General features: G+C 67.0%; 23 protein-coding genes. 12 read left to right on the top strand and 11 right to left on the bottom strand.

Features of this window, described 5'->3' with window-relative positions; all coding sequences use genetic code 11:
• Together YQ44_RS13915 and YQ44_RS13910 are read left to right on the top strand one after the other, a co-directional pair.
• Window positions 1-3,147, top strand: a complete 3,147-nt coding sequence (locus tag YQ44_RS13915; RefSeq protein ID WP_071323891.1) for an efflux RND transporter permease subunit — start codon at window positions 1-3, stop codon at window positions 3,145-3,147.
• The gene (locus YQ44_RS13910) at window positions 3,147-4,538 is read left to right on the top strand and encodes an efflux transporter outer membrane subunit (RefSeq protein ID WP_071323890.1); all 1,392 of its coding nucleotides are present in this window, start codon (window positions 3,147-3,149) and stop codon (window positions 4,536-4,538) included. The genes YQ44_RS13915 and YQ44_RS13910 overlap by 1 nt, the downstream gene beginning before the upstream one ends.
• Before the next feature lie 21 nt (window positions 4,539-4,559).
• Here the strand turns inward: YQ44_RS13910 and YQ44_RS13905 are convergent, their stop codons facing one another.
• From YQ44_RS13905 to YQ44_RS13895, 3 genes are read right to left on the bottom strand one after another with little or no spacing between them, the layout of a single operon-like run.
• The gene (locus YQ44_RS13905) at window positions 4,560-5,114 is read right to left on the bottom strand and encodes a contractile injection system tape measure protein (protein ID WP_071323889.1); all 555 of its coding nucleotides are present in this window, start codon (window positions 5,112-5,114) and stop codon (window positions 4,560-4,562) included.
• A gap of 4 nt (window positions 5,115-5,118) precedes the next feature.
• Window positions 5,119-5,688 carry an Hcp family type VI secretion system effector gene (locus YQ44_RS13900; RefSeq protein WP_071323888.1) on the bottom strand — a complete coding sequence of 190 codons (570 nt, stop codon included), beginning with the start codon at window positions 5,686-5,688 and terminating at the stop codon, window positions 5,119-5,121.
• 41 nt (window positions 5,689-5,729) lie between these two features.
• A complete protein-coding gene (locus YQ44_RS13895) occupies window positions 5,730-6,002 on the bottom strand; it encodes a DUF6150 family protein (protein WP_071323887.1) in 273 nt (90 codons plus the stop codon).
• Between the two features lie 213 nt (window positions 6,003-6,215).
• Here YQ44_RS13895 and YQ44_RS13890 point away from each other — a divergent pair, with 213 nt between their 5' ends.
• The 5 genes from YQ44_RS13890 to YQ44_RS13870 all read left to right on the top strand — a co-directional run bounded on the left by YQ44_RS13890 (window position 6,216) and on the right by YQ44_RS13870 (window position 11,040).
• A complete protein-coding gene (locus YQ44_RS13890; RefSeq protein ID WP_071323886.1) occupies window positions 6,216-7,862 on the top strand; it encodes a DUF4394 domain-containing protein in 1,647 nt (548 codons plus the stop codon).
• A gap of 120 nt (window positions 7,863-7,982) precedes the next feature.
• Window positions 7,983-9,263, top strand: a complete 1,281-nt coding sequence (locus YQ44_RS13885) for an arsenic transporter (protein ID WP_071323885.1) — start codon at window positions 7,983-7,985, stop codon at window positions 9,261-9,263.
• A gap of 46 nt (window positions 9,264-9,309) precedes the next feature.
• Complete coding sequence (locus tag YQ44_RS13880; RefSeq protein ID WP_071323884.1) at window positions 9,310-9,939, top strand: NAD-dependent dehydratase; 630 nt, start codon at window positions 9,310-9,312, stop codon at window positions 9,937-9,939.
• A 45-nt stretch (window positions 9,940-9,984) separates the two neighbouring features.
• A complete protein-coding gene (locus YQ44_RS13875) occupies window positions 9,985-10,455 on the top strand; it encodes a GNAT family N-acetyltransferase (RefSeq protein ID WP_071323883.1) in 471 nt (156 codons plus the stop codon).
• The gene (locus YQ44_RS13870; protein WP_071323882.1) at window positions 10,456-11,040 is read left to right on the top strand and encodes a flavin reductase family protein; all 585 of its coding nucleotides are present in this window, start codon (window positions 10,456-10,458) and stop codon (window positions 11,038-11,040) included.
• Here the strand turns inward: YQ44_RS13870 and YQ44_RS13865 are convergent, their stop codons facing one another.
• The 4 genes from YQ44_RS13865 to YQ44_RS13850 all read right to left on the bottom strand — a co-directional run bounded on the left by YQ44_RS13865 (window position 11,041) and on the right by YQ44_RS13850 (window position 14,585).
• Window positions 11,041-11,961 carry a DUF2145 domain-containing protein gene (locus tag YQ44_RS13865; RefSeq protein ID WP_071323881.1) on the bottom strand — a complete coding sequence of 307 codons (921 nt, stop codon included), beginning with the start codon at window positions 11,959-11,961 and terminating at the stop codon, window positions 11,041-11,043.
• Window positions 11,962-11,981: 20 nt separating this feature from the next.
• Window positions 11,982-12,413 (bottom strand): hypothetical protein, encoded by a 432-nt coding sequence (locus tag YQ44_RS13860; protein WP_071323880.1) that lies wholly within the window; start codon window positions 12,411-12,413, stop codon window positions 11,982-11,984.
• A 111-nt stretch (window positions 12,414-12,524) separates the two neighbouring features.
• Window positions 12,525-13,358: an HDOD domain-containing protein gene (locus YQ44_RS13855; RefSeq protein ID WP_071323879.1), complete on the bottom strand. Its 834-nt coding sequence runs from the start codon at window positions 13,356-13,358 to the stop codon at window positions 12,525-12,527.
• Window positions 13,359-13,487: 129 nt separating this feature from the next.
• Window positions 13,488-14,585 carry an acyl-CoA dehydrogenase gene (locus YQ44_RS13850; protein ID WP_071323878.1) on the bottom strand — a complete coding sequence of 366 codons (1,098 nt, stop codon included), beginning with the start codon at window positions 14,583-14,585 and terminating at the stop codon, window positions 13,488-13,490.
• 178 nt (window positions 14,586-14,763) lie between these two features.
• Here YQ44_RS13850 and YQ44_RS13845 point away from each other — a divergent pair, with 178 nt between their 5' ends.
• Entirely contained in the window at window positions 14,764-15,210 is a 447-nt protein-coding gene (locus YQ44_RS13845) for a PaaI family thioesterase (RefSeq protein WP_071323877.1), read from the top strand.
• A 21-nt stretch (window positions 15,211-15,231) separates the two neighbouring features.
• Here the strand turns inward: YQ44_RS13845 and gstA are convergent, their stop codons facing one another.
• Both gstA and YQ44_RS13835 read right to left on the bottom strand, forming a co-directional pair.
• On the bottom strand, window positions 15,232-15,840 hold the full coding sequence (gene gstA / locus YQ44_RS13840; RefSeq protein WP_071323876.1) for a glutathione transferase GstA: 609 nt from the start codon (window positions 15,838-15,840) through the stop codon (window positions 15,232-15,234).
• 273 nt (window positions 15,841-16,113) lie between these two features.
• On the bottom strand, window positions 16,114-16,977 hold the full coding sequence (locus tag YQ44_RS13835) for a LysR family transcriptional regulator (protein WP_071323875.1): 864 nt from the start codon (window positions 16,975-16,977) through the stop codon (window positions 16,114-16,116).
• Window positions 16,978-17,152: 175 nt separating this feature from the next.
• On the opposite strand from YQ44_RS13835, the gene YQ44_RS13830 reads away from it, so the two are divergent.
• Window positions 17,153-18,649 carry an MFS transporter gene (locus YQ44_RS13830; protein ID WP_442905924.1) on the top strand — a complete coding sequence of 499 codons (1,497 nt, stop codon included), beginning with the start codon at window positions 17,153-17,155 and terminating at the stop codon, window positions 18,647-18,649.
• Between the two features lie 64 nt (window positions 18,650-18,713).
• Entirely contained in the window at window positions 18,714-19,511 is a 798-nt protein-coding gene (locus tag YQ44_RS13825; protein ID WP_071326493.1) for a TOTE conflict system archaeo-eukaryotic primase domain-containing protein, read from the top strand.
• A 33-nt stretch (window positions 19,512-19,544) separates the two neighbouring features.
• On the opposite strand, the gene YQ44_RS13820 is transcribed toward YQ44_RS13825, so the two are convergent.
• Both YQ44_RS13820 and YQ44_RS13815 read right to left on the bottom strand, forming a co-directional pair.
• Complete coding sequence (locus tag YQ44_RS13820) at window positions 19,545-20,444, bottom strand: hypothetical protein (RefSeq protein WP_071323873.1); 900 nt, start codon at window positions 20,442-20,444, stop codon at window positions 19,545-19,547.
• 159 nt (window positions 20,445-20,603) lie between these two features.
• Window positions 20,604-21,500 (bottom strand): LysR family transcriptional regulator, encoded by an 897-nt coding sequence (locus tag YQ44_RS13815; RefSeq protein ID WP_071323872.1) that lies wholly within the window; start codon window positions 21,498-21,500, stop codon window positions 20,604-20,606.
• 129 nt (window positions 21,501-21,629) lie between these two features.
• Between YQ44_RS13815 and YQ44_RS13810 the strand changes: the two genes are divergently transcribed.
• On the top strand, window positions 21,630-22,802 hold the full coding sequence (locus YQ44_RS13810) for an agmatine deiminase family protein (RefSeq protein ID WP_083412145.1): 1,173 nt from the start codon (window positions 21,630-21,632) through the stop codon (window positions 22,800-22,802).
• A gap of 12 nt (window positions 22,803-22,814) precedes the next feature.
• The gene (locus YQ44_RS13805) at window positions 22,815-23,906 is read left to right on the top strand and encodes an agmatine deiminase family protein (RefSeq protein ID WP_071323871.1); all 1,092 of its coding nucleotides are present in this window, start codon (window positions 22,815-22,817) and stop codon (window positions 23,904-23,906) included.
• Window positions 23,907-23,994 lie beyond the last annotated feature (88 nt).

Below are 23,994 nucleotides of genomic sequence, written 5' to 3'. Positions count from 1 at the left end.
ATGCCTCAATTTTTCATCAACCGCCCCGTCTTTGCGTGGGTGGTGGCGGTCTTCATCGTCCTGTTCGGACTGATCGCCATACCGCAATTGCCGATTGCGCGCTTCCCCTCGGTGGCGCCGCCCAGCGTCAGCATCAGCGCCAACTATCCCGGCGCCACGCCGCAAACCATGAACGATTCCGTGGTGGGCCTGATCGAACGCGAACTGTCCGGCGTCAAGCACCTGCTGTATTTCGAGTCGTCCACCGATACCTCGGGGTCGGCGTCGATCACCGTCACCTTCCAGCCGGGCACGAATCCGGAAATGGCCCAGGTGGACGTGCAAAACCGCCTGAAAGCCATCGAGCCGCGCCTGCCGCAGGCCGTGCGGCAAAATGGCCTGACCGTGGAATCGGCGTCGTCCGGCTTCCTGATGATCGTCAGTCTGATCTCCGACAATGGCGCCCACGATGAAGTGGCGCTGGGCGACTACCTGGCGCGCAACGTGACGGAAGAGCTGCGCCGCATTCCCGGCGTGGGCAAGGTGCAGCTGTTCGGTTCCGAGCGGGCCATGCGCATCTGGGTCGACCCGGCCAAGCTGGTGTCCTACAACATCGCCATGGGCGACATCACGGCGGCCGTGGCGCAGCAAAATGCGCAGATCGCCCCGGGCCGCCTCGGCGATTCGCCGGCCGTGGAGGGCCAGCGCGTGACCATCCCGCTGACGGTGCAGGGCCAGCTGCAGACGCCGGCAGAATTTGCCGCCATCGTGCTGCGGGCGAATGCGGACGGCTCGAAAGTGACCATCGGCGACGTGGCGCGCGTCTCGCTGGGCGCGCAAAGCTTCAATTTCAGCATCCGCGAAAACGGCCAGGCCGCTTCGGGCGCCGCCATCATGCTGTCGCCGGGCGCCAACGCCGTGCAGACGGCGGCCGCCGTGCGCGCGCGCATGGCCGAACTGGCGCACACCATGCCGGCCGGGATCAAGTATTCGGTGCCGTTCGATACGGCGCCGTTCGTGAAAATCTCGATTGAAAAGGTCATCGTCACCCTGCTCGAAGCGATGGTGCTGGTGTTCCTCGTCATGTACCTGTTCCTGCAAAAGATACGCTATACCCTGATTCCCGCCATCGTCGCGCCGATCGCCCTGATGGGGACATTTACCGTGATGCTGCTGGCCGGCTACTCCATCAACGTGCTGACCATGTTCGGCATGGTGTTGGCCATCGGCATCATCGTCGATGACGCCATCGTGGTGGTGGAAGCGGTCGAGCGCTTGATGGCGACCGAGGGCCTGTCGCCGAAGGAAGCGACGTCGAAGGCCATGCGCGAAATCACGGGCGCCGTGGTCGGCATCACGCTGGTGCTGACGGCCGTGTTCATCCCGATGGCGCTGGCCAGCGGTTCCGTCGGCGCGATCTACCGCCAGTTCACGCTGGCCATGGCCGTCTCGATCCTGTTCTCTGCCTTTTTGGCGCTGACCCTGACGCCGGCCCTGTGCGCCACCATGCTCAAACCCATCGGCCCGCACGACCACGACAAGAAGGGCTTCTTCCTGTGGTTCGACCGCTGTTTTGACCGCATGACGGCCCGCTACGAAAAGGGCGTGGTGGCGATGCTGAAACGGGCCGGCCGCTCGATGTTCGTGTACGGCGCCATCGTCGCGGCGCTGGGCGTGGCCTTCCTGCAGCTGCCCTCGGCTTTCCTGCCGGAAGAAGACCAGGGCTACTTCATCACCTCGATCCAGCTGCCGTCCGACGCCACCATGGAGCGCACGCTCGATGTCGTCAAGCAGTTCGAGGCGCATACGGCCACGCGGCCCGGCATCGAAGTGAACCAGTCGATCCTCGGCTTCAGCTTTTCCGGCGCGGGGCCGAACGCGGGCCTGGCGTTCACCATGCTGAAGGACTGGAAGGAGCGCAACGGCGCCACGGCGCAGGAAGAAGTGGCGCTGGCGCAGGCCGCCATGGCGCAGGCGAAGGAGGGCGTGATCATGAGCCTGATGCCGCCGGCCATCGATGAACTGGGCAACTCGTCCGGCTTTTCCCTGCGCCTGCAAGACCGCGCCAACCAGGGCGTCGCCGCCCTGCAGGCGGCGCAGAACCAGCTGCTGGGACTGGCCGCGCACAGCAGCAAGGTGGCGGGCGTGTATCCGGACGGCTTGCCGCCCGGCGCCAGCGTGCGCCTCGATATCGACCGCACCAAGGCCGAAGCGCTGGGCGTGTCGTTTACGGCCATCGCCGACATGCTGACGGCGGCCATGGGGTCGACCTATGTCAACGACTTCCCCAATGCGGGCCGCATGCAGCAGGTGATCATCCAGGCCGATGCGCCCGCGCGCATGCAGCTGAACGACGTGCTGGCCTTGCGCATCCGCAATAACGCGGGCGGCATGGTGGCCATGGGCGAGCTGGTGCGTCCCGTGTGGAGCGAATCGCCGCTGCAGCTGGTGCGCTACCTCGGCTATCCGGCGGCGCGCATCTCGGGCAGCGCCGCGCCCGGCGTGTCCAGCGGCGACGCCATGCTGGAAATGGAGCGGCTCGTGAAACAGCTGCCGCCCGGCTTCGCGCTGGCGTGGACGGGACAGTCGCTGCAAGAGAAGGAATCGGCCTCGCAAGCGCCGATGCTGATGGCGCTGTCGATGCTGGTGGTCTTCCTCGTGCTGGCGGCCCTGTATGAAAGCTGGTCGATTCCCGTCTCCGTCATGCTGGTGGTGCCGCTGGGCTTGCTCGGCGCCGTGCTGGCCGTGATGATGCGCGGCATGCCGAACGACGTGTTCTTCAAGGTCGGCATGATCACGATCATCGGCCTGTCGGCGAAGAATGCCATCCTGATCGTCGAATATGCGCGCCAGCTGCAGGCGCAGGGCAAGGGACTGGTCGAGGCGACGGTGGAAGCGGCCAGGCTGCGCCTGCGCCCGATCTTGATGACCTCGCTGGCGTTCGCGCTGGGTGTCGTGCCGCTGATGCTGGCCACGGGCGCCAGCGCGGAAACCCAGCACGCGATCGGCACGGGCGTGTTCGGCGGCATGATCACCGCCACCGTGCTGGCCGTGTTTTTCGTGCCCGTGTTCTTTGTCGTGGTGCTGGGCGCCGTCGACAAGGTGGGCAGCTATGTCAAGAAACGCAATAGTCACACCGCCGCCAAGGCGGTGGAAGGAGAGTCGTAATGCGTTGGTTTTATCTGTTACCCGTCGCCGCGCTGTTGTCGGCGTGTTCATTGACGCCGCCGCTGGTCAAGCCGGCGCCGCCCATCCCCGCCAGTTATGAAGCGGCGGCGCCGTCGGCGGCAGGCATGGCCGGCACCGCCGCCGACCTGGGCTGGCGCCAGATGCTGCTCGATGCGCGCCTGCAGCGCCTCGTCGCGCTGGCGCTGGAAAACAACCGCGACTTGCGCGTGGCATCGCTCAACGTGGAAGCCGTGCGGGCCCAGTACCAGATCCAGGATGCGGGCCGCTATCCCGCCATTGGCCTCAACGGCGGCGGCACGCGCCAGCGCGCTGCCGATGGCGCGGGACAAAATCACGCGGTACAAAGCCAGTTTTCGGCCGGCGTCGCCATGAGCGCGTTCGAGATCGACCTGTTTGGCCGCCTGCGTTCCTTGTCGGACGCCGCGTTTGCGCGCTACCTGGCCACGGAGCAGGGCCAGCGCGCCGCGCGCATGGCCCTGATCGGCGGCGTGGCCGATGCCTACCTGGAACAGCGACTGGCGGAAGAGCAGCTGGCGCTGGCGCGGCAAACCCTGGCCGACTGGCGCCAGGCGCTGGTTCTGACGCAGCGCCTGCATGGCGCGCAGCAGGGCAGTGGCCTGGACGTGGCGCAAGCGCAAGGGCAGGCCGCCACGGCGGAGGCGGACGTGCAGGCCCGCATGCGGGCCAGTGCCCTGGCGCGCAACAACCTGGAATTGCTGCTCGGCGCGCCGCTGCCTGGCGATTTACCGGCAAGCCATCCCCTCGACGGCCAGCCCGTGCTGACGCAGCTGCCGCCTGGTTTGCCGTCGGACTTGCTGGCGCGCCGTCCCGACATCCTGCAGGCCGAATACGCGCTGGTGGCGGCGAATGCGGAAATCGGCGCCGCCCGCGCCGCCTTCTTCCCCCGTTTGTCGCTGACGGCGCAGCTAGGCCTGGCCAGCCCGGAGCTCGGCGACCTGTTCCGTGGCAGCGCGCGCAGCTGGTCGTTCGCGCCCCAGCTCACGCAGCCGCTGTTCCAGGGCGGCCAGCTGCGCGCGGAACTGCGCCTGTCGCAGCTGCGCAAGGACGTGGCCGTGCTGCAGTACGAACAGGCGATCGAGGCGGCTTTCCGCGAAGTGCGCGACGGCCTGGCCGGCAGCGCCACGTATGCGCAGCAGATCGACGCCCAGCAGCGCGTGGTGGCGGCGGCGCAGCAGCGCCAGCGCCTGTCGCAGCTGCGCTACGACGCGGGCCAGGACAGCCGCCTGGAATTGCTCGACGCGCAGCGCCAGGCGTATGCGGCGCGGCAAACCCTGCTCGACGTGCGGCGCGACCAGTTCAAGTCGGCCGTGGCCTTGTACAAGGCGCTGGGGGGCGGGCTGGAAGAATAGGGAACTTTGGCCGGCGCGCGCCTACCAGCTCACGTGCAGGGGCTGCGGCATCCAGGGATGCCCGATGAAGGCAAGGCTCCATGGCAGCTGGTTCATCAGCACGTCGACCGTCCTGCGCTGGACGGTCAGCGTGCAAAGCCCGTCGCGCCATTCCAGGCGGCCTTCGCGCTGCAGGAAGGTTTCGCGCAAGGCCGCTGACGACATCTTTTGCATGTTGAGCCAGTTACCAATGACGGCGGCCAGCAGGTGGTCGCCGAGCGCCATATCCTCTGCCGCAAGGTGCACGGGTGGCGCCGGAAAGTCGGGATCCAGGCCGCACAGCAGCTTGTTCAGCACCAATTGCGAGCCTGGCCTGTCGCTCCTGCCATCGATCAGGTATTGCAGCAAGTGCACGGCACGCGCGCCGTCCTCGCTGCGCACGCGCATCGCGCCAGGCTCCGCGGGCATCAGCACATTGATTTTTCGCAACATCATCTCAAGGAAAGGATGGAACAGCACCAGGCCGGCGTTGTTGACGTAGCTGACTTCCGGGGGCGCGCCGGCGGGCGCCGCTGGCGGATGGATGGTGTCGTTCATGTAATTATCCGGTAAAGGCCGCAATCGGCCGGTTGCGTGCCAGGCTCCAGCCCGTCGTGTGCTGGGCGCCGGGCTGGCCGTCGGCCTGCTGCACGCTGTGGCTCCAGAGGATTTCCGTAAAGCTCAGCTTGAACTGCTCGGTCGGCATGTCGTCGGCATGGGTTTGCAGCTGGATTTCGCTGATCAGCGCGTCGCGCAGGGCAATGGTGATGACGTTGGCCGTCTTGCTGCTCGAATGGCGGGCGATGTACAGCCTGGTCGGCTGGGTCGCGCCGGTGCCCAGCGGTCGCGCCAGCAGGCACAGCTCGTACAGTTTGACCGAAGTCGCATCGACATATTTGACACAGGTAAATTCGGTGATGACGGGCCGGCCGGCGGTGCGCGCCGCGTTGCCGACGTCGGTCGTCACTTGCTGTTTCATGCCCTGGTGCAGCGAGACCAGTTCGATGCATGGGCCCATGCCCTGCAGCGCAGCGGCGTCGCGCCAGATGGCGTCGATTCCCTTGCTTTCACCGTCCGGCGCCTTGCCGAATACGAGTTCCCCGTTGCCGGGTTCCAATAAGATCAAATCCATGGCGATGCTCTCTCTTGTCGATGCTCGGGGGCGGTGTGCGCTTACAGGTGGATATGTTTCGGGCGCGCCACTTGCCAGCCGGCGTCAGCGGCGCGGTCGACAAAGCAGATGCTCAGGTGCGCCATGCCTGGCGAACAAAAGTACACGCATGCCGAGGCACTTTTCCGGTCGTCGATGAAGAACCACATGGCGTCGCCGTGCGCCATGCCCAAGCTGGCCGGGCGGTGCACGAGCAGCTCGGCGTTGTCGCGCGCCACCAGGGCCACCCGTACCGTGGCTTCGCCCATGTTGCTGGTATGGTAGATACGGGCCACCTGCTTCTCCTGTCGTGAGTGGGTCGATGCGCGTGTCGGGCGCCCTGGCACTATACACCGGTTTAGTTGCCTAAAGACAATCACAATAGGGGCGAGGGAAAACTTTTTTTGCACCGCTGCATCCAAATGCGGGCATGGCGCGTAGTACAGGGGTGCGCTCGCCGCGAATGCGGCATGGCGGCACGTCCATTCACTCTTACAGGGGCCACGACCATGCCACATTTGCCAACCTTGCCATTTGCCAAGCTGCTGCTTGTTTCCGCCGTCGCCATGAGCTTGTCCGCCTGCGGCGGCGGGAGCAGCCACGATGATTCCGTCACACCACCGCCGCCCGCGGTGGTCGCCGGCGACGTCTTCGTGTTGACCGCCAGCAACAAGCTGCTGTCGTTCGACCGCGCCACGCCCGCCACCATCCGCACCACGGCCACCGTCACGGGCTTGCAGGCGGGCGAAAACCTGCTGGGCATCGACTTCCGGCCCGCCGACGGCCAGCTGTATGGCCTCGGCAGCACGGGGCGCCTGTACACCCTGAACGGCGCGACCGGCGTCGCCACGCTGAAAGCGACGCTGGCGGCCGACGCGGCCGACGCCACGGCGCCATTCACGGCGCTGGCCGGCACGCAGTTCGGCGTCGATTTCAACCCGCTCGCCGACCGCCTGCGCATCGTCAGCGACACGGGACAGAGCCTGCGCATCAATGCCGACACGGGCGCCACCACCACGGACGGCAATATCAATGGCGGCGCCGCGAATACGGCCATCACGGCCGCCGCCTACACCAACAGCTTCGCCGGCACGGCCAGCACGACCTTATTTGTCATCGACGCGGCCAACGCCACGCTGTACACGCAGAATCCGCCCAACAACGGCACCCTGGCCGGCGCCGTGCCGCTGGGCGTGGCGGCCACCAGCGTGGCGGGCTTCGACATCGACGCGCGCAGCAACACGGGCTACGCCGTCATGACGGTGGCCGGCGCGCGCAACCTGTACACCCTGAACCTGGCGGCGACCGCCGCGCCGGCGACCCTGGTGGCGGCCATCGGCGCGAGCGAAGAGCTGCGCGGCATCGCCTTGAAGGCCCAGGCGGCGCCCATCGCCTACGGCTTGACGGACGACGGCCGCATCGTTACCTTCAAGACGGCCACGCCGAACACCCTCGACGCCAACGTGGCCGTGACGGGCCTGGCAACGGGCGAACGCCTGCTGGGTTTTGACATCCGGCCCAAGGATGGCGTGCTGTACGGTATTTCCTCGGCCGCGCGCCTCGTCACCATCGACCCTGCCACGGGCATGGCCACCGTCAAGGCAACCCTGGCGGCCGATGCGGCCGACGTGACGGCGCCCTACACGGGCCTTGCCGGCACGGCCTTCGGCGTCGATTTCAACCCCGTCGCCGACCGCCTGCGCGTGATCAGCAACACGGGGCAAAGCCTGCGCATCAATGCCGACACGGGCGCCACTACCACCGATGGCGCCATCAACCGCGCGGGCGCGGCGCCCGTCGTCACGGCCGCCGCCTACACCAACAGCTATGCGGGCACGACGGCGACCATGCTGTTCGATATCGACACGGCCAGCGCTGCCCTGGCCCTGCAGAATCCGCCCAACGACGGCGCCCTGGCGAACGTGGGGCCGCTCGGCGTGGCCGTGATGGGCGACGCCGGCTTCGATATCGCGGGCGGCGCCAACGGCCTGGCGCTGGCGGCCCTGCGCACGTCGGCCACGGGCCCCAGCTCGCTGTACCGCATCGACCTGGCGACGGGCGCCGCGGTGCCGAGCGGCGGCGCGGCCACGCCGGCCCTGTCCGCCATCGGCAACGGGGCGGTGGGGCTGGCCGATCTCGCCATCGCCCTCAAGTGACGTCAATCCGCCGCAGCTTTGCTTTGATTCAATAATTCCAGTATCATGGAAGTATTGTTGACATTCACAGGCTGCGGCGCATGGTGCCCGCGACGCCGCATCGTACGGGACCTTTATCGCATGCTCACCGCCTTCCTGATCTTCCTCGCCACCCTGACCCTCGTCATCTGGCAGCCGCGCGGCCTGGGCATCGGCTGGAGCGCCGTCATCGGCGCCGGCGTGGCCTTGCTGGCCGGCGTCATCCACTGGGCCGATATTCCCGTCGTCTGGCATATCGTGTGGAACGCCACTGGCACCTTCGTTGCCGTCATCATCATCAGCCTGCTGCTGGACGCGGCCGGCTTCTTCGAGTGGTCTGCGCTGCACGTGGCGCGCTGGGGCGGCGGCAGCGGCAGAAAACTGTTCGTGCTGCTGGTCCTGCTGGGCGCCCTGGTGTCCGCCGTGTTCGCCAACGACGGTGCCGCGCTGATCCTGACGCCCATCGTCATCGCCATGCTGCGCGCCCTGAAATTTTCCGCGAAAGCCACGCTGGCCTACGTCATGGCGGCCGGCTTCATCGCCGACACGGCCAGCCTGCCGCTGGTGGTGTCGAACCTCGTGAATATCGTCTCGGCCGACTATTTCAAGATCGGCTTTGCCGAATACGCGTCCGTGATGGTGCCCGTCAACGTGGTGGCCGTGCTGGCCACCCTGGCGGCCTTGCTGCTCTTTTTCCGCCAGGATATCCCGCGCGACTACGACGCCACGCAGCTCAAGCTTCCCGGCGCCGCCATCCGCGACCTGGCCACCTTCCGCGCCGGCTGGCTGGTGCTGGCGCTGCTGCTGGTGGGCTTCTTCTCGCAGGAAGCCCTGGGCGTGCCCATCAGCCTGATCGCCGCCGTGGGCGCCGCGCTGCTGCTGGGCGTGGCGGGCAAGGGCCACGTGATTTCCACGCGCTACGTGCTGCGCCATGCGCCGTGGCACATCGTCGTCTTTTCGCTGGGCATGTACCTGGTCGTCTACGGCTTGCGCAATGCGGGCTTGACCGGCTATGTGACGGCCATGCTGAACCACTTTGCCGCCTGGGGCGTGTGGGGCGCGGCCATGGGCACGGGCGTGCTGACGGCATTGCTGTCGTCCGTGATGAACAACCTGCCGACGGTGCTGGTGGGGGCGCTGGCCATCGACCCGGCGACGGCGCAGGGCACCGTGCGCGAAGCGATGATCTATGCAAACGTCATCGGCAGCGACCTGGGGCCGAAGATCACGCCCATCGGCAGCCTGGCCACCTTGCTGTGGCTGCATGTACTCGACAGCAAGAATATCCACATCTCCTGGGGCTATTATTTCCGCGTCGGCATCGTGCTCACCGTGCCCGTGCTGCTCGTGACCTTGGCGGCGCTGGCGCTGCGCCTGGGCTGAGTTCCGTGTATGGTGGCGCTTGAGAAGCCGCCACAACGAGGAAAGCATGCAATTGATACTGATAGGGGCCACGGGCCTGGTGGGACGCGCAGTGCTGCGCCTGGCGCTGGCCGATGCGCGCGTGACGGGCGTCGTGGCGCCGTCGCGGCGGGCCTTGCCGGCGCAGCCGAAACTGCAGGCGCCCGTCGTCGACTTCGACCGCTTGCCGGCCGACGCGCCGTGGTGGCAGGCGCACGCCGTCATCTGCACTCTGGGCACGACCATGAAGGCGGCCGGCACGCGGCAGGTGTTCAGGCGCGTCGACCATGACTATCCGCTGGCCGCGGCGCGCCTGGCGCTGGCGGCCGGCACGCGCGCGTATGTCTTGAATTCGGCGGCCGGCGCCAACGCGTCTTCGCGCATCTTTTATAACCGCGTCAAGGGCGAGCTGGAACGCGACCTCGAGCAGCTGGGCTTTGCCTCGCTCACGCACGTGCGTCCCGGCCTGATCGGCGGCGAGCGCGAGGTGGCGCGCGCGGGCGAGGGCGCCGCCTTGCGCATCCTGCGCGTGCTGGGCCCCATGCTGCCGCCGCGCTGGCGCATCAATCCGGCGCCGCGCATCGCCAGCGCCTTGCTGGAAGCGGCCATCGCCGCCGCGCCGGGCGTGCACGTGGTGGCCTCGGACAGATTGCTGTGAACGCGCGCCGTATAATTCCCGTTCCTTGACTTGCGAGTACAGACTATGCAGACAGTACGTCCTTACCTGGCCAGCGACCGCGACGCCTGCCTGGCCCTCTTCGACGGCAACACGCCGCGTTTTTTCGACCCCTCGGAGCGCGTCCGCTTTGCCGCCTGGCTCGATGCATCGACGCACCCCTATTTTGTCATCGAGCGCGTCATCGACGGTGAGGCGCGCATCGTCGCCTGCGGCGGCCATGCGCTCGAGGCGGACGGCAGCGTGGCCAGCCTGTCCTGGGGCATGGTGGCGCAGCACTTGCACGGCCAGGGGCTGGGCCACGCGCTGACGCAGGCGCGCCTCGATGCCATCGGCGCCATGCCGCAGGTGAGCAGCGTGAACATGAATACCAGCCAGCACACGCAGCAGTTTTATGCGCGCTTCGGCTTCGTGCCCGTGAAGGTGACGCCGGATGGCATCGGGCCCGGCCTCGACCAGTGGGACATGGTCTTGCAATTGCCCGCGGAGCGGGCGTAGATGGCCGCCGCCGACAGCCATGTCGCTGCGGTGCCGCTGGAAAAGGCGTATCGATTGCTCAACCATGGCCCCTCCATCCTCGTCTCGGCCCGCCATGGCGGCGTGGACAACGTGATGGCGGCGGCCTGGGCCTGCGCGCTCGACTTCGCGCCGCCGAAGCTGACCGTGGTGCTGGACAAGGCCACGCGCACGCGCGCGCTGGTCGAAGGCAGCGGCACTTTCGTGATCCAGGTGCCGACGGCGGCGCAGCTGCAGCTCACGCATGCCGTCGGCACGCACAGCCTCGACGCGCAGCCGGACAAGCTGGCGCGCGCCGGCGTGCAGCTGTTTCAACGCGAGGGGTTCGATATGCCATTCGTGGCCGGATGCTCGGCGTGGCTGGCCTGCCGCCTGATCCCCGAGCCGCATAACCAGGGAGCGTACGACCTGTTCATCGGCGAAGTGGTGGGCGCCTGGGCCGATACGCGCGTGTTCCGCGACGGCCACTGGCATTTCGAGGATGCCGGTCCGGAGTGGCGCAGCCTGCATTACATCGCGGGCGGGCGCTTCTATGCGATCGGCGAGGCGCTCGACGCGGCTGTGTAATCAATCGAGGGCGATGACGCGGTCGTTCGCGCCCGGCACGCAGCCGTCGGCGATGGCTTCCCAGCCCCGGTGCACCACCACCTGCTTGCCGTCGTGGCAGATTTCCACGCGTTCGCTGGCGGGCAGGCGCTGGCGCGCGAACGCTTCCAGGCTGGCCGGCAGGCTCACTTGCAGCCGCATCGTGCCGATGGCTTCGCGCGGGTGGTCGTCCATGTGCACGAGCGGTACGAAGACGGAACCGAGCATCAGCCAGCGCGATCCCACGTCGACGGGCGCGGGCGCATACGGCGCGGCGCGCAGCCAGTCCTGGGCGCGGGCGCGCAAGTCGCTGCCTGCGGCCAGCTCGCCCCAGGCGGAGGCCAGCAATTCCACCACCCACTGGTTGCAATTCTGGTATTTCAAATCATAGGCATAGGCGTTGGCGCTGTAGCGTCCCGCCAGCAGTTGCTGCACGCGCACGGGGTCGAGCAGGGCGCGGCGCAGGGGGGCCACCGTCTCCGCCGGCAGTTTTACCAGCGCGATGTAGCCGAGCGAGGGATTGTCCGTGCCCATGGCGAAACCGGCCGTGCCCTGATCGAAGATGCGCGGACGGCCTTCGTCGCAGGCGTAGTACAGCTGGCGCGCGGACCAGCCGCCGTCATCGTCATGGCGCCAGGCCAGCGCCGCGTGCGAATAGCGGATGCCGAAGCGCGCCAGGTCCAGGCCCGAGCGGCTGATCAGCGCCACGCTGCCTTCGGTGGCGGACAGCTCCTCGCGCACGACGGCGGCAAAGCGCAGCAGGCGGTCCTGTTCTGCGGCCGTGAGTTCCTGCGCGCGGTCGCAGAAGCGCGCGGAAGCGGGCGACGTGCCTGCATGCGCCGCGCCGGCACCGCTGAATGCGGCGCAGCCGGCCAGCAGCAGCGCCAGGCGGCGCGGGGGCACGCTTGACCTCAAACGCCGAATCAAAGGCTGACGGGACGCGTGGCCAGTTCGCCGTACCAGTCGTCGGCCAGCACCAGGAAGAAGGCGGCCCGCGTGTCGTTGCGCGAGAACTCGATGCCGTAGGCGCGGTTTTGCGCATACACCATGTCGCCCTGCGCCAGCTGCTGCTTGTCGAGGGCCGCTTGCGGCAAGTCCAGCACCAGCGGCGCTTGCGTGGCGTCGGCCCGCAGGGTGAGGCGCGTCATGCCGTCGCGGCCCGGCATGGCGGCCACGTCGATGATGCGGTAAGGGCCATTGGCCACCTTGTTGTCGCGCGACGAGCTGTTGCTCGAGCCATTGAGCGAATCGGAAATGCTGCCGCTCGACTGGGAACCGGCGCTGGAGGCCGAGGAAACGAAGCTGTCGGCGTTGGCGTTGCACGCCATGGTCAGTGCTGCGGCCAGGCCGAGCATGCGTAAGGAGGTAGTCAAGGCAGTTTTCCAGTGAGCGGATGACGCATTAGTAATTGCAAATAAGGGGCAAGCCGGGGTCGTCCCGGCCTGCGCATCATAGCAGATCGGCCATCAGCTGAGCAGTACCGCGATCAGGCCCCTGGCCTCGGCCGAAGGCTGCTCGCGCAGCGTCTGCAGCACGGGGTCGCTGTCGAGGTAAGCTTGCAGCGGCGCGCTGACGGTGACGGACGCCTGCGGCAGGGGCGAGGGCACGGGCGCCAGCGCCTTGGCCAGCAGCAGGGTGTCGCGCAAGCCTTCCGGCGGCAGCATGATGGTCGAGCCGGGCAAGGCGACGATCGCGTCGGCCACGGACGGCGGCACGCCCAGCTGGCCCATCAGGCCGCGGCCGATGACTTCCAGCGCGGGCGCCATCTGCGTTTCCAGCTGCGCGTACAGGCCCGGCGTCTTGTCGGCTTGCGCCAGCAAATAAAAGCCGGCTACCTCATGCACGATGCCGGCAAACAGGGCCGTATCGGCATCCGTGTCCGTGACGATGCTGGCAATTTCATGGGACAGCGCGGCCACGTGCACGGTGTGCGCCCACAGCTGGGTGGCCCGGCCGCGCAGCTCGGGGTCCTTGATGCCCGCGTTCAGCTGGCGGATGACGGCCGCCGTCGCCAGCGAATACAGGTTGCGGTGGCCCAGCCGTTCCACGGCCGCGCGCACGCTGGTGATGGCGGGCGCCATGCCGGGCGCGAACAGGGCCGAGTTGGCCAGGGCCACGGCGCGTGCCGACAAGGTCGGTTCGCACAGCAGCAAACGGCTGATCTCGGCCGAATGGCAATCGGGATTGGCCAGTTCCTTTTGCAGGAGCAAGGCCGTATTGACGCTGGTGGGAAAGGCCAGGGATTCCGTTTCGGCACTGGCCAGGAGTTGCGCCAGGCTGCTGAGGGTGTTGACGTGCATGGATAGGGGCCGCGAAATAGCAATGCTGAATATTATCAGGCTATGCGCGCCGGCACGCGTTTCGCTGCCGAACGGGCCATGATGAATGTCAAGCATGGCGGCCGGGCTGTTTGCGTTGACGGCTGAAAGCTACGGCAGCAGCAGCGCATGCTGGCTGGCCGTGTGGAAATCGCGCCAGACGCGGTTGATGGTGCTGTCTTCGCGGGCCGCGTACAGGCCGCAGTACGGATACAGATCGTCGACGGCCGCGCGCGCGGCGGCCACCAGGGCCAGCGAGCTGGCCTGCACGGCCTGCATGGCGTCCGCCTCCAGCGAGGAGCCGGCGGCAACCGTGGCCCAGCTGCCGTCGAGTTCAGCGTAAAAGCGCGCGCGGGCGGCCGCAAACGCATCCTGCTTGCTTTGTAGTAAGTCCGCCACTGCCGGCACCTGCAGCAGTGGCAAGCCTGCGCGCGCGTGGCGGCGGTGGCGCATGCACTCTTCGGCCAATTTCATGAAATGGCTGGCCATGCCGGCCACGTTCGCCGCCAGGGTCACGTAAGCGAGCGAATAGAACGGGTAGCGGTAGAGGGGGCCATCGGCCGTCGCGGTGTCGGGACTGATCGTAAAACCATGCTCCTTGCCGAGCCACTGGCCGTCGATGCGGTAACTGTGCGAGGCGCTGGCGCGCATGCCGAGGCTGTTCCACGAGGGCACCGGCTGCACCTGCGCGGCCGGCACGAGGAAGGCGCGGATGCGCGGTTTTCCTGCGCCATCGAGCAGGGGGACGCCGTTGGCGCGCAGCTGGGCGTTCAGGGTGAAGTGGGTCGCCATGGGCGCGCCGCTGGCGTAGTCCCAGCTGCCCGTGATGCGGTAGCCGTCGCCTTCCTCGTCCGCGTGGCCCGTGGCCGCGCCGCTGCCGCCCAGGCACACGCGCGGCGTGCCGATGATGCTGCGCGCCATCCCGGGGGCGAGGAAACCGGCGAACCAGCCGGCGCCCGCGCACAGGGTCAGCACCCAGCCCATGCTGCCGTCGACGGCGGCGACGGCTTCTTCCAGCCGCACCACTTGCGGCAGGGGCAGCTCGGCGCCGCCGGCGCTGCGCGGCGCCAGCATGCTCAGCCAGCCGCGCCGGTGCAGCAGCGCCTGCTGGGCAGGGTGCAGGAAGCGGGCGGCGTCGGCCGCTGGCGCATGGCGCGCGATGCGTCGCGCGTCGCGCTCGGAAAGGGGGGCTATGGCAGCGTGCGGCATGGGCAAGGTCCGGCAATGGCAAAGGCGGGCATTTTCGCATAGTGCGGCGTATACGGGGTGGTTCGGGGTGGTTCGCCGCTGGTGCGCCGCCACCGGTGAGCATTGCCGCGGCCGGGCATAAGCAGGTACAGTCGCATGATCTCTTGCCACGCAGCGCCTATCCTGAAAGCATACAACCATGGCCCATCTTCCCGATCCGCACTTCGCCGAGCGCGTGCGCGCCAGTTTTGACTTGCAAAATGCCATGACCTTGATCCAGGCCAGCCTGCCCGTGGTGGCGCATGGCAGCACGGAAATCCACGTGCCGCACTGGAGCGGCATCGAGCAGCAGCATGGCTTCGTGCATGGCGGCGTGGTGGGCATGATCGCCGATTCGGCCGCCGGCTATGCGGCCATGACGCTGGTGCCGGACGGCGCGTCCGTGCTGACGGTGGAATACAAGATGAATTTGCTGGCGCCCGCCGATGGCGAAAAGCTGATCGCGCGCGGCAAGGTGGTGCGGCCGGGCCGCACCCTGATCGTCACGCAGGCTGAAGTGTTCGCCGTCAAGGAGGGCCGGGAAACCTTGTGCGCGCTGATGCAGCAAACCATCATGGTGATGCACGGCAAGGCGGAAAGAACCTGAGTCCCGGCCAGCAAGACGGCGTCAGGCCGCCGTTTTCTCGGCCGCCAACGCCGCCTTGACGCTGTCGCGCTGCCCCACGCGCGCCAGGAAGGCTTGCACATTGGCCAGTGCGGACAAATCCACGCCCAGGTGCGGCGCCCAGCCCGTGATGACGAACAGGTAGGCGTCGGCCACCGTGAAGGCGTCGCCCGTCAGGTAGGACTGGCCTTCCAGGCGGCTATTGACCCATGCATATTTCTTGCTCAGTTGCTGGGTGAACAAGGCCTTGGCGGCCGCGTCGAGGCGGGGATCGAACAAGGGGCTGAACGATTTGTGCAGCTCGGAGGTGATGTAGTTCTGCCATTCCAGCACCCTGTAGCGGGCAAAGTTGCCCACGGGCGGCAACAGCTCCTGCTTGCCGGCCTGTTCGGCGATGTACTGGGCGATGACGGGACCTTCGCTCAAGGTAGTCCCATCGTCGAGCGCCAGCAGCGGCACCTGGCCTTTCGGGCTGAGTTCGTAGTAATTGCCGCCTTCCTGCGTGCGGTGCTGGCCCAGGTCGACTTTCACCAGGGTGAACGGCGTGCCCGTTTCGCGCAGGATAATGTGGGGAGCCAGCGAGCAGGCGCCCGGAGAATAAAAGAGTTTCATGGCGATCCTTGAACAGGTGGGAAAGATGCCACTATAGTCCTGCGCTGCCGCACGGTAAATGCGTGTTCGTTCAATTCTTTGTTCACGCCCAGTAAAGGATTGCGCTGGCTCAAACCGCGGGATGGTGGCGCCGGTGATGGCCGGGAAACCGTGTGCGCGCCGCGCGCCAGGCGCCGGACCGGAACGACACAGCGGCCGGCGGCGGGGGGACCTGGGCGGTTCGGATACGGTCGACAAGGGCGCCGGCGAGGCGGGACAGCGGACGGCTTGAGCTCAGGCAGCGTGGCTGGCCGCGGACCACTCGCGCAGCAATTGGCCGAACGCCTCGGCCGCCGCCGTCTTGCTGGTGCCGCGCCAGAGCAGCTGGAACTGGGCGGCGGGCAGGGCGGGCAAGCCATGCTGGCCATCGATGACCACCATGCCCGCTTCCAGGTCGCCTTGCGGCAGGGCCGTGATGGCCAGTCCGGCCAGCACGGCGGCGCGCAAGCCCTGCTGGCTGGGCGAGGTAAACGCCACGCGCCAGTCGAGCCCGGCGCCTTCGAGGGCCTCGACGCCCACTTGCCGGTGCATGCAGGGCGCCGGCGAAAACGCCAGCGGCAGCGGCAGTGCGCCGTCATGGCTGAAATCCTGCGCCGCCGCCCAGACGAAGCGCGTGCGGCGCAGCACGGCCGCGTCCTCCTGGCTGCCGGCCAGGGCCATGACGACGGCCAGGTCCAGCGCATCGGCCGCCACCAGTTTCTGTAGGTCAAGATAGGTGCCCACCGTGACATCCATGCGCACGGCGGGAAACAGGCGCGCGAATTGCGCCAGCAGGGCAGGCAGGCGGGTGCCCATGAAATTTTCCGGCACGCCAAAGCGCACGGCGCCGGCAATCGAGGAGCGCTGGAAACGCCGCGACAGCGCATCGTGGGCCGCCAGGACCTGCCGCGCGTGGCGCAGGAAATCCTCGCCATCCTCGGTCAGGCGCAGGCGGCGCGTCGTGCGCACGAGCAGCGCGGTGCCGGCCTGTTCCTCCAGGCGGCGGATCTGGTGGCTGATGGCGGACTGGCTCAGGTGCAGCCGTTCGGCCGCGCGCGTGAAACCGCCCGTTTCCTGTACGGCGACAAAGGCGCGCAGCAATGCGGTATCGAAGTCCATGGCCTGTGATCCTGGTGATTCATGATGAAAATGAATGAATTGTACAAAATTTTATCATTTCCCTCATGAATTGGGGCTGCCTAGAATGGCGCGGCACAGGCATCTCTTGCCGGGTGCCTTAACCACTGACTTTGACTGGGCTCCGATGCTACTTTCTTCTACGCAACAAAATCGCATGACACTGGCCGCCGTGTGCCTGGCCTCGCTCATGTTTGGGCTGGAAATTTCCAGCGTGCCCGTGATCCTGCCGACGCTGGAAACCGTGCTGCATGGCGACTTCAAGCAGTTGCAATGGATCATGAACGCCTACACGATCGCCTGCACCACGGTGTTGATGGCCACCGGCACCCTGGCCGACCGCTATGGCCGCAAACGCCTGTTTCTCGCCAGCCTGGCCCTGTTCGGCCTCAGTTCGCTCGTGTGCGGCTGGGCCGGCAGCACCGGCGTGCTGATCGCCGCGCGCTTCCTGCAAGGCATGGCCGGGGGCGCCATGCTGATCTGCCAGGTGGCCGTGCTGTCGCAGCAATTCCAGGCGGGCGCCGCGCGGGGCCGGGCGTTTGGTGCCTGGGGCATCGTCTTTGGCATCGGCCTGGGCTTTGGTCCCCTCATCGGCGCGGCCATCGTCGCACTATCAAACTGGCAATGGGTGTTCCTCGTGCACGGGCCGCTGGCGATTGTGACGCTGCTGCTGGTGTGGCTGGGCGTGAGCGAATCGCGCGACCCGCAGCGGCGCAAGCTCGACGTGGCTGGCATCGCCAGCTTGTCGCTGGGCGTGTTCAGCCTGGCGTGGTGCATCACGCAGGGGCCGGCGCTGGGTCTCACGGATCCGCGCAGCGTGGCCAGCCTGGCCGTGGCGCTGTTCAGCCTGATGCTGTTTGCCGTCATCGAGCGGCGCCGGGCGGAACCGATGGTCGATTTTGCCGTGTTTCGCCTGCGCCGGTTTTCGGGCGCCTTGCTCGGTTCGGCAGGCATGAATTTCAGTTTCTGGCCTTTCATGATGTATTTGCCCCTGTACGTGCAAAATTGCCTCGGCTACAGCAGCGTGGGCACGGGCCTGACCTTGCTGGCCTACACCTTGCCCACCTTGCTCGTGCCGCCGCTGGCCGAGCGGCTGGCCCTGCGCTACCGGGCCGATGCGGTGATCCCCGCCGGCTTGCTGGCCATCGGCGCGGGTTTCCTGCTGATGCAGTGGGGCAGCCGCGCGGACGCCGCCAGCTGGCTGACGATCTTGCCCGGCTGCCTGCTGGCCGGCACGGGACTGGGCTTGACGAATACGCCCGTCACCAACACGACGACGGGCGCCGTGCCGAACGAACGCGCGGGCATGGCCTCGGGCATCGACATCAGCGCGCGCATGGTCAGCCTGTCCATCAATATCGCGCTGATGGGCTTTATCCTCGTCGCAGCCATCCAGTCCGCCGTGCGCGCGCAGTTGCCTGCCGGCCTGGACGCCGCCGCGTTGCGGGCCGTGGCGGAAGGCTTGTCGGCAGGCAAGGGCGCTGGCGAACTGGGCTTGACGCTGTCGGCTGGCGCCGTGCGGCTGGCGCTGACGCAGGGTTTCGGCGCCGTGATGCTGTACGGCGGCGTGGCCGCCTGCCTGTTTGCCGCCGCCAGCTGGCTGGTGTTCGGCGCCGGGCGGGCGCAGCGCGTGGCCGGTCTGCCCATGCGCTAGCGTGCGGGCGGCTATAATCTGCGCACGTTGGCAAGTGTTGCGCAACGTCATTACGGAGCCGCACATGCACAAACTGATTTCTGAACTCAACCGCCTGTATCTGTTCGATGCACAGCAGCAGTATCTGGACGCGGAGGGCGGCGCGCAGCCGCTGACGCCGGCCGTGCTGGCGCGCCATCTGTCGGGCGAGCAGACGGTAGCGGTGCGGCTGGTTACCGATAGCGGCCTGGCGCGCGCGCTGGTGCTGGAGTTTGGCGGCAAGGGCGGCGGCGAAGCGCACTGGAGCGCGCTGTGCACGATCGCCAATGCCGTGCAGCATGAGCTGGACTTGCCGGCGCCTGCCGTCAGCATTTCGGGCACGGCGTTCCAGTTATGGCTATCGCTGGCCACGCCCGTGCCCGTCGCCCAGGCGCGCCAGTTCGTGCAACTGCTGCGCGCGACTTTTTTGCCCGCATCGACCGACATCCTCGCCGTGGCGCCGCCCGCCTACGTGGAGCAGGCGGCGCTGCCGCCATGCTTGCAGCCGTCCGGCAAGTGGGCTGCCTTTATCCACCCCAGCATGGGCGCCGCCTTCGTCGACGAGCCGGGCCTGGACATGCCGCCGCCGCCGACGGCACAGCTGGGCTTCCTGGAAAGCTTGCGCAGCATCAATCCGGCGCAGTTCGCGCAGGCGCTGCCGCAGCTGCAGGGGCATGCGGGACTTTCGGCGTCTTCGCCCGCGCCTGTGCCGGTGGCCGCATCGCCCGTTGCATCTGCCGCCACCGCGCCAGGCTTGCTGCTGCAGGACGCCACGCTGGAAGACATCGTGCGCTGGCTGCATGCGCGCAACATCGAGCCGACGTTCCGCCACCGGCTGCCGTAATCGTGCGCGAGCCGCGTGCCGGCGACCGGCCGCTTACACGGTAGGGAAAGCCAGGTTGATGCCATCCAGGTATTGCGCCACTTCGCTGCCTGCCGCCTTGATCGCAAGCTGGCGGCATAGCTGGGTGTTGATGGGCGGCGTCAAGGTGATGCCTTTGTTCAGGAAGGGCTGGAGTATGGCCGCCTGATTGGCGCGCAACTCGATATTGATGGCCGCACTGTTGAAGGCCTGCAATCCATAGTACAGGGAGCTCGTTTCCTCGCAAATCAGTTCCTGCACCACTCTCAGGCTTTCGTCCAGCGCCAGTCTCAGGTTGGGCCAGGTCATCAGGGTCGCGGTGCGCCGCTTGAAAAGATACTGGTTGCCGTTGATGATCTGGGTATCGACGTAGTCGAGCCCGACCAGCGACAGGATGGGTATCAGCAAGCCGAGGCTGGCATTCGTGGAATAGTGGCCACCCACGCGCAGCATTGCCAGTACGTCGCTCAGTTCGACTTCGTCCTCGGTTTCCCAGAAGTCTTTTTCAAACACGGTGTCGCAGATGAAGCCGCGGTTTTCCTTGCAAAACGCGTCGTGTTGCATATTGAAATGGAACAAGAAGCGCATCTTGCCCTGCATGCTGAACATCCAGCCGCTAGCTGGCCGCGAACGGATGCCGAGCCTGCCGGTAATGGGCAGCGACTCGTGCATGTCCAGCCGGCTGTGCTTGGCCTTGATATGGGTCCGCAACGATTGATCGAGGTCTACCGGATCGACAAAAATGAAATACCGCGTCTTCGCGCTGGTGGCGAACAGTGCGTGCAGAATGTCGGCGCCGGATCCCGGGTAATACAGTACGGCCTCGTCGCGTCCGCCGCTGCGCACGCGCTCGTTATGCGTGGCCAGCCCCGCGCGGCGCTCAACGGGTACTTCCCACAGATCTTCGTCAGGCATGCTTGCTCCCCCTCAGATTTGCCTTCATGTTCGATGGATGGCTTCCGGCAAGCTGCGTCCCGCTTGGGGCGTCACGACGGCTTGCCAAGAAATCAAGATAACATTAAATGAATCTTGAAATATCCACAAGGAAATTTTTTCCCCATGAGAGATCAGCGCTCACGGCGCTGGCGCCGCTCCCTGTGCGCGCAGCCAGTCGAATACCTGCCTGACGATGGGCGAGCGCGGGTGTTCGGCCACGCCCGACAGCCACCAGGTGGCGCCGGGCACCCTCGGGTAGTCGGGCAGCACGTGCAGCAGGCCGCGCGCCAGGCTGGCGTCCGCCAGCAGGCGCGGCAGGCAGGCGACGCCGCGCCCATCCAGGGTGGCGTCCAGCAACAGGCGCGCGTCGTCGTAGATGGCCCGCTTGCGGAAGCGCGCCAGCGGGCCCAGGAACAGGGGCGCCGTGGCGTCGCCCGTCAAGCTTTCTTCCAGACACACCAGATCCGCGTGCAGGTGATGCGCCTCCTGCGGCACGCCGGCCAGCCGCGCCGCCAGCTCGCTGTTGGCGACCAATACCCATTCATCGTGCAGCAGGGGGATTTCCTGCAAGTCCTGCTGCAGCAGGGGACGGTCGCCGATGGCGAGATCGACGTCGATTTCATCGACGAAGCGGGCGCTCTCGTCCACCGACAGCAGCAGGCACAGTTCGGGCAGCTGCGCCTCCAGCGCGCGCAGCCGGGGCTGCAGCCAGCCGTGCAGCAGGGGCGCCGGACACACGAGCACCACGAGGCCCGGATCGAGGTAGGTGGCGATGCGTCCCAGGCCGCTGCGCAGCACGGTCATCGAGCGCTGCACGCTGCGCAGCAGCACTTCGCCGGCCACCGTCAGCTCCACGCCCCGTCCGGCGCGACGGAACAGCGGCTGCTTGACCTGTTCTTCCAGCAATTGCACCTGGTGGCTGATGGCCGACTGCGTCACGTGCAGCTCGTCGGCCGCGCGCGAGAAATTGCCGTGACGGGCCGCCGCCTCAAAGCCCATCAACAACTTCAGCGAAGGAATGCGATGTTCTGACATATGAGAAAAGTTTATGAATTAAGGCAAATCATATCATTTGTTTTCATGTCTTGATCGGCCGACAATGCTCTCCATCCCGAGACGCCAGCTATGGCGCGCGGCAATCTTGTTAATGAATAAAGGATGGATATGCACACACGTCGATATTTCTTGCGTCATTGCATGGTGGGCGGCAGCGCGCTGGCCATGGGCGGCTTGCTGGCCGGCTGCGGCGGTGGCGCCGAGGGCGGGCCGGGTACAGGTCCCACCGCGCCATTGCCGCCGATCAATAGTGGCGGCAACGGAGGCCTGCCTCAGGCCGACGGCTGGCGCATGCCCGACGAGGCCGAATCCCACAAGGCGACATGGATGGCGTACGGCGCCTCGAACGCCATCTGGACGCGCGCGCAAGTGCCGCAGGTGCAGCTGGCGCTGGTGCGCATCGCCAACGCCATCGCCGCGCATGAACCTGTCAACATGCTGGTGCGTCCATTTGAACTGGCCAGTGCGCGGCAATTGCTCGATGCGGGCGTCACCCTGATTCCTGCCGAGCTGGACGATTTATGGATGCGCGACACGGGTCCCGTCTTCGTGCGCAAGCCGAACGGAGAGCGGGCCGGCGTGAAATTCAACTTCAATGGCTGGGGCAACAAGCAGCAGTCGGGCAAGGATGGCGTGGTGGCCGACGTCGTCGCCGCCCAGGCCCGGGTGCCGCTGCTGTCCACGCGCCTGGTGCTGGAAGGGGGCGCGCTGGAAGTGGACGGCAAGGGCACGGCCATCATCACGGAAAGTTGCGTGCTGAATAGCAACCGCAATCCGGGCTGGAGCAAGGCCGATTGCGAGGCTGAACTGTTGCGCCTGCTGGGCATCCGCAAGGTGATCTGGTTGCCTGGCATCAAGAACCGGGACATCACGGACGCCCACACGGATTTCTACGCCCGCTTCGTGCGTCCCGGCGTGGTGGCGGCGCACCGCGAGATGGACACGGAATCGTACGACCATGCGCTGACGCGGCGCCACCTGGAGATCCTGCGCGGCGCCACCGATGCGGATAACCAGCCGCTGCAGATCGTCGTCGTCGATGGTCCCGGCCAGATTCGGCCAGGAAACAATCCAAATACCTTCGCCGCCGGCTATATCAATTACTATGCCACCAGGAGCGCCATTTTCATCCCCGAATTCGGCGATGCGCAGGCCGATGCCCGGGCCAGGGCGCAATATATGGAACTGTATCCGGGGCGCGCCGTGATCCAGATCAATATCGACCCCATCGCGGCCGGTGGCGGCGGCATCCATTGCACCACGCAGCAGGAAATTGGATAAAAGGAGAACAGCATGCTACGACGACACTTCCTGACTGGCGCCCTGGGCCTGGCGGCCGGCGCCGCCAGCGGCCTGCCTGCCATGCCCGCCCTGGCGGCGGGCGCGGGCTGGCGCATGCCCGACGAAGGCGAGCGCCACTCCGCCACCTGGATGGCGTTCGGCGCCAACGACGAGGTGTGGGGCAAGCGCCTGAAGGTGGGCGCGCAAGCGAACCTGGCGCGCATCGCGCAGGCGATTGCCAGCGTCGAGCCCGTGCACATGCTCGTCAACGAGGAAGACTACGACGTGGCGGCGCGCCTGTGCGGCAGCAAGGTCAGGCTGCTGGTGCAGCCCATCGACGACCTGTGGATGCGCGACACGGGGCCCGTCTTCGTCAAGCAGGCGGGCGGCGCGCTGGCCGGCGTGAATTTCAATTTCAATGGCTGGGGCGAAAAGCAGGATTATGACGACGATGCGCTGGTGGCTAGTTTTGTTGCCGGGCGCGCCGGCGTGGCCGTGCTGGAAAGCAGCCTGGTGCTCGAAGGGGGCGGCATCGAAGTCGATGGCCAGGGCACGGCCATCATCACGGAAAGCTGCGTGCTCAACGCCAACCGCAACCCTGGCGTGAGCAAGGCCGCATGCGAGCGGGAGCTGCGCCGGCTGCTGGGCATCGAAAAAGTCATCTGGCTGCCCGGCATCGCCGGCCAGGACATCACGGATGGCCACACGGACTTTTATGCGCGCTTCTGCGCGCCCGGCGTCGTCGCGGCCGGCTTTGAAAGCGACCCGACGTCGCCCGAACGGGCCGTCACGCAGCGCCACCTCGACATCCTGCGCAAGGCCACCGACGCCCGCGGCCGCCCGCTGCACGTGGTGGTCTTGCCGGGGCCAGGCCATGTGCGCCCGCAGTATGAAAACAAGGACTTTGCCGCCGGCTACATCAATTTCTATGTCTGCAACGGCGCCGTGCTGTGCCCGGAATTCGGCGATGCGACAGCCGACCGCAATACCAAGGCCATCTTGCGCGAGCAATTCCCGGGGCGCGACATCGTGCAACTGAATATCGACGCCATCGCGGCCGGTGGCGGCGGCATCCACTGCACCACGCAGCAGCAGCCGGCGTGAGGGCCAGGCCGGCAGGCGCGTCGTTGTCCGTCCCTTGCATGGGAACGGCGGCGGCGACGGCGCCGCCGGCTCGGCAGGTCGCGCCTCA

This window comes from Janthinobacterium sp. 1_2014MBL_MicDiv, from assembly GCF_001865675.1.
In the GTDB taxonomy this organism is placed as follows: domain Bacteria; phylum Pseudomonadota; class Gammaproteobacteria; order Burkholderiales; family Burkholderiaceae_D; genus Janthinobacterium.
This window is presented reverse-complemented; position numbering and strand designations above follow the sequence as displayed.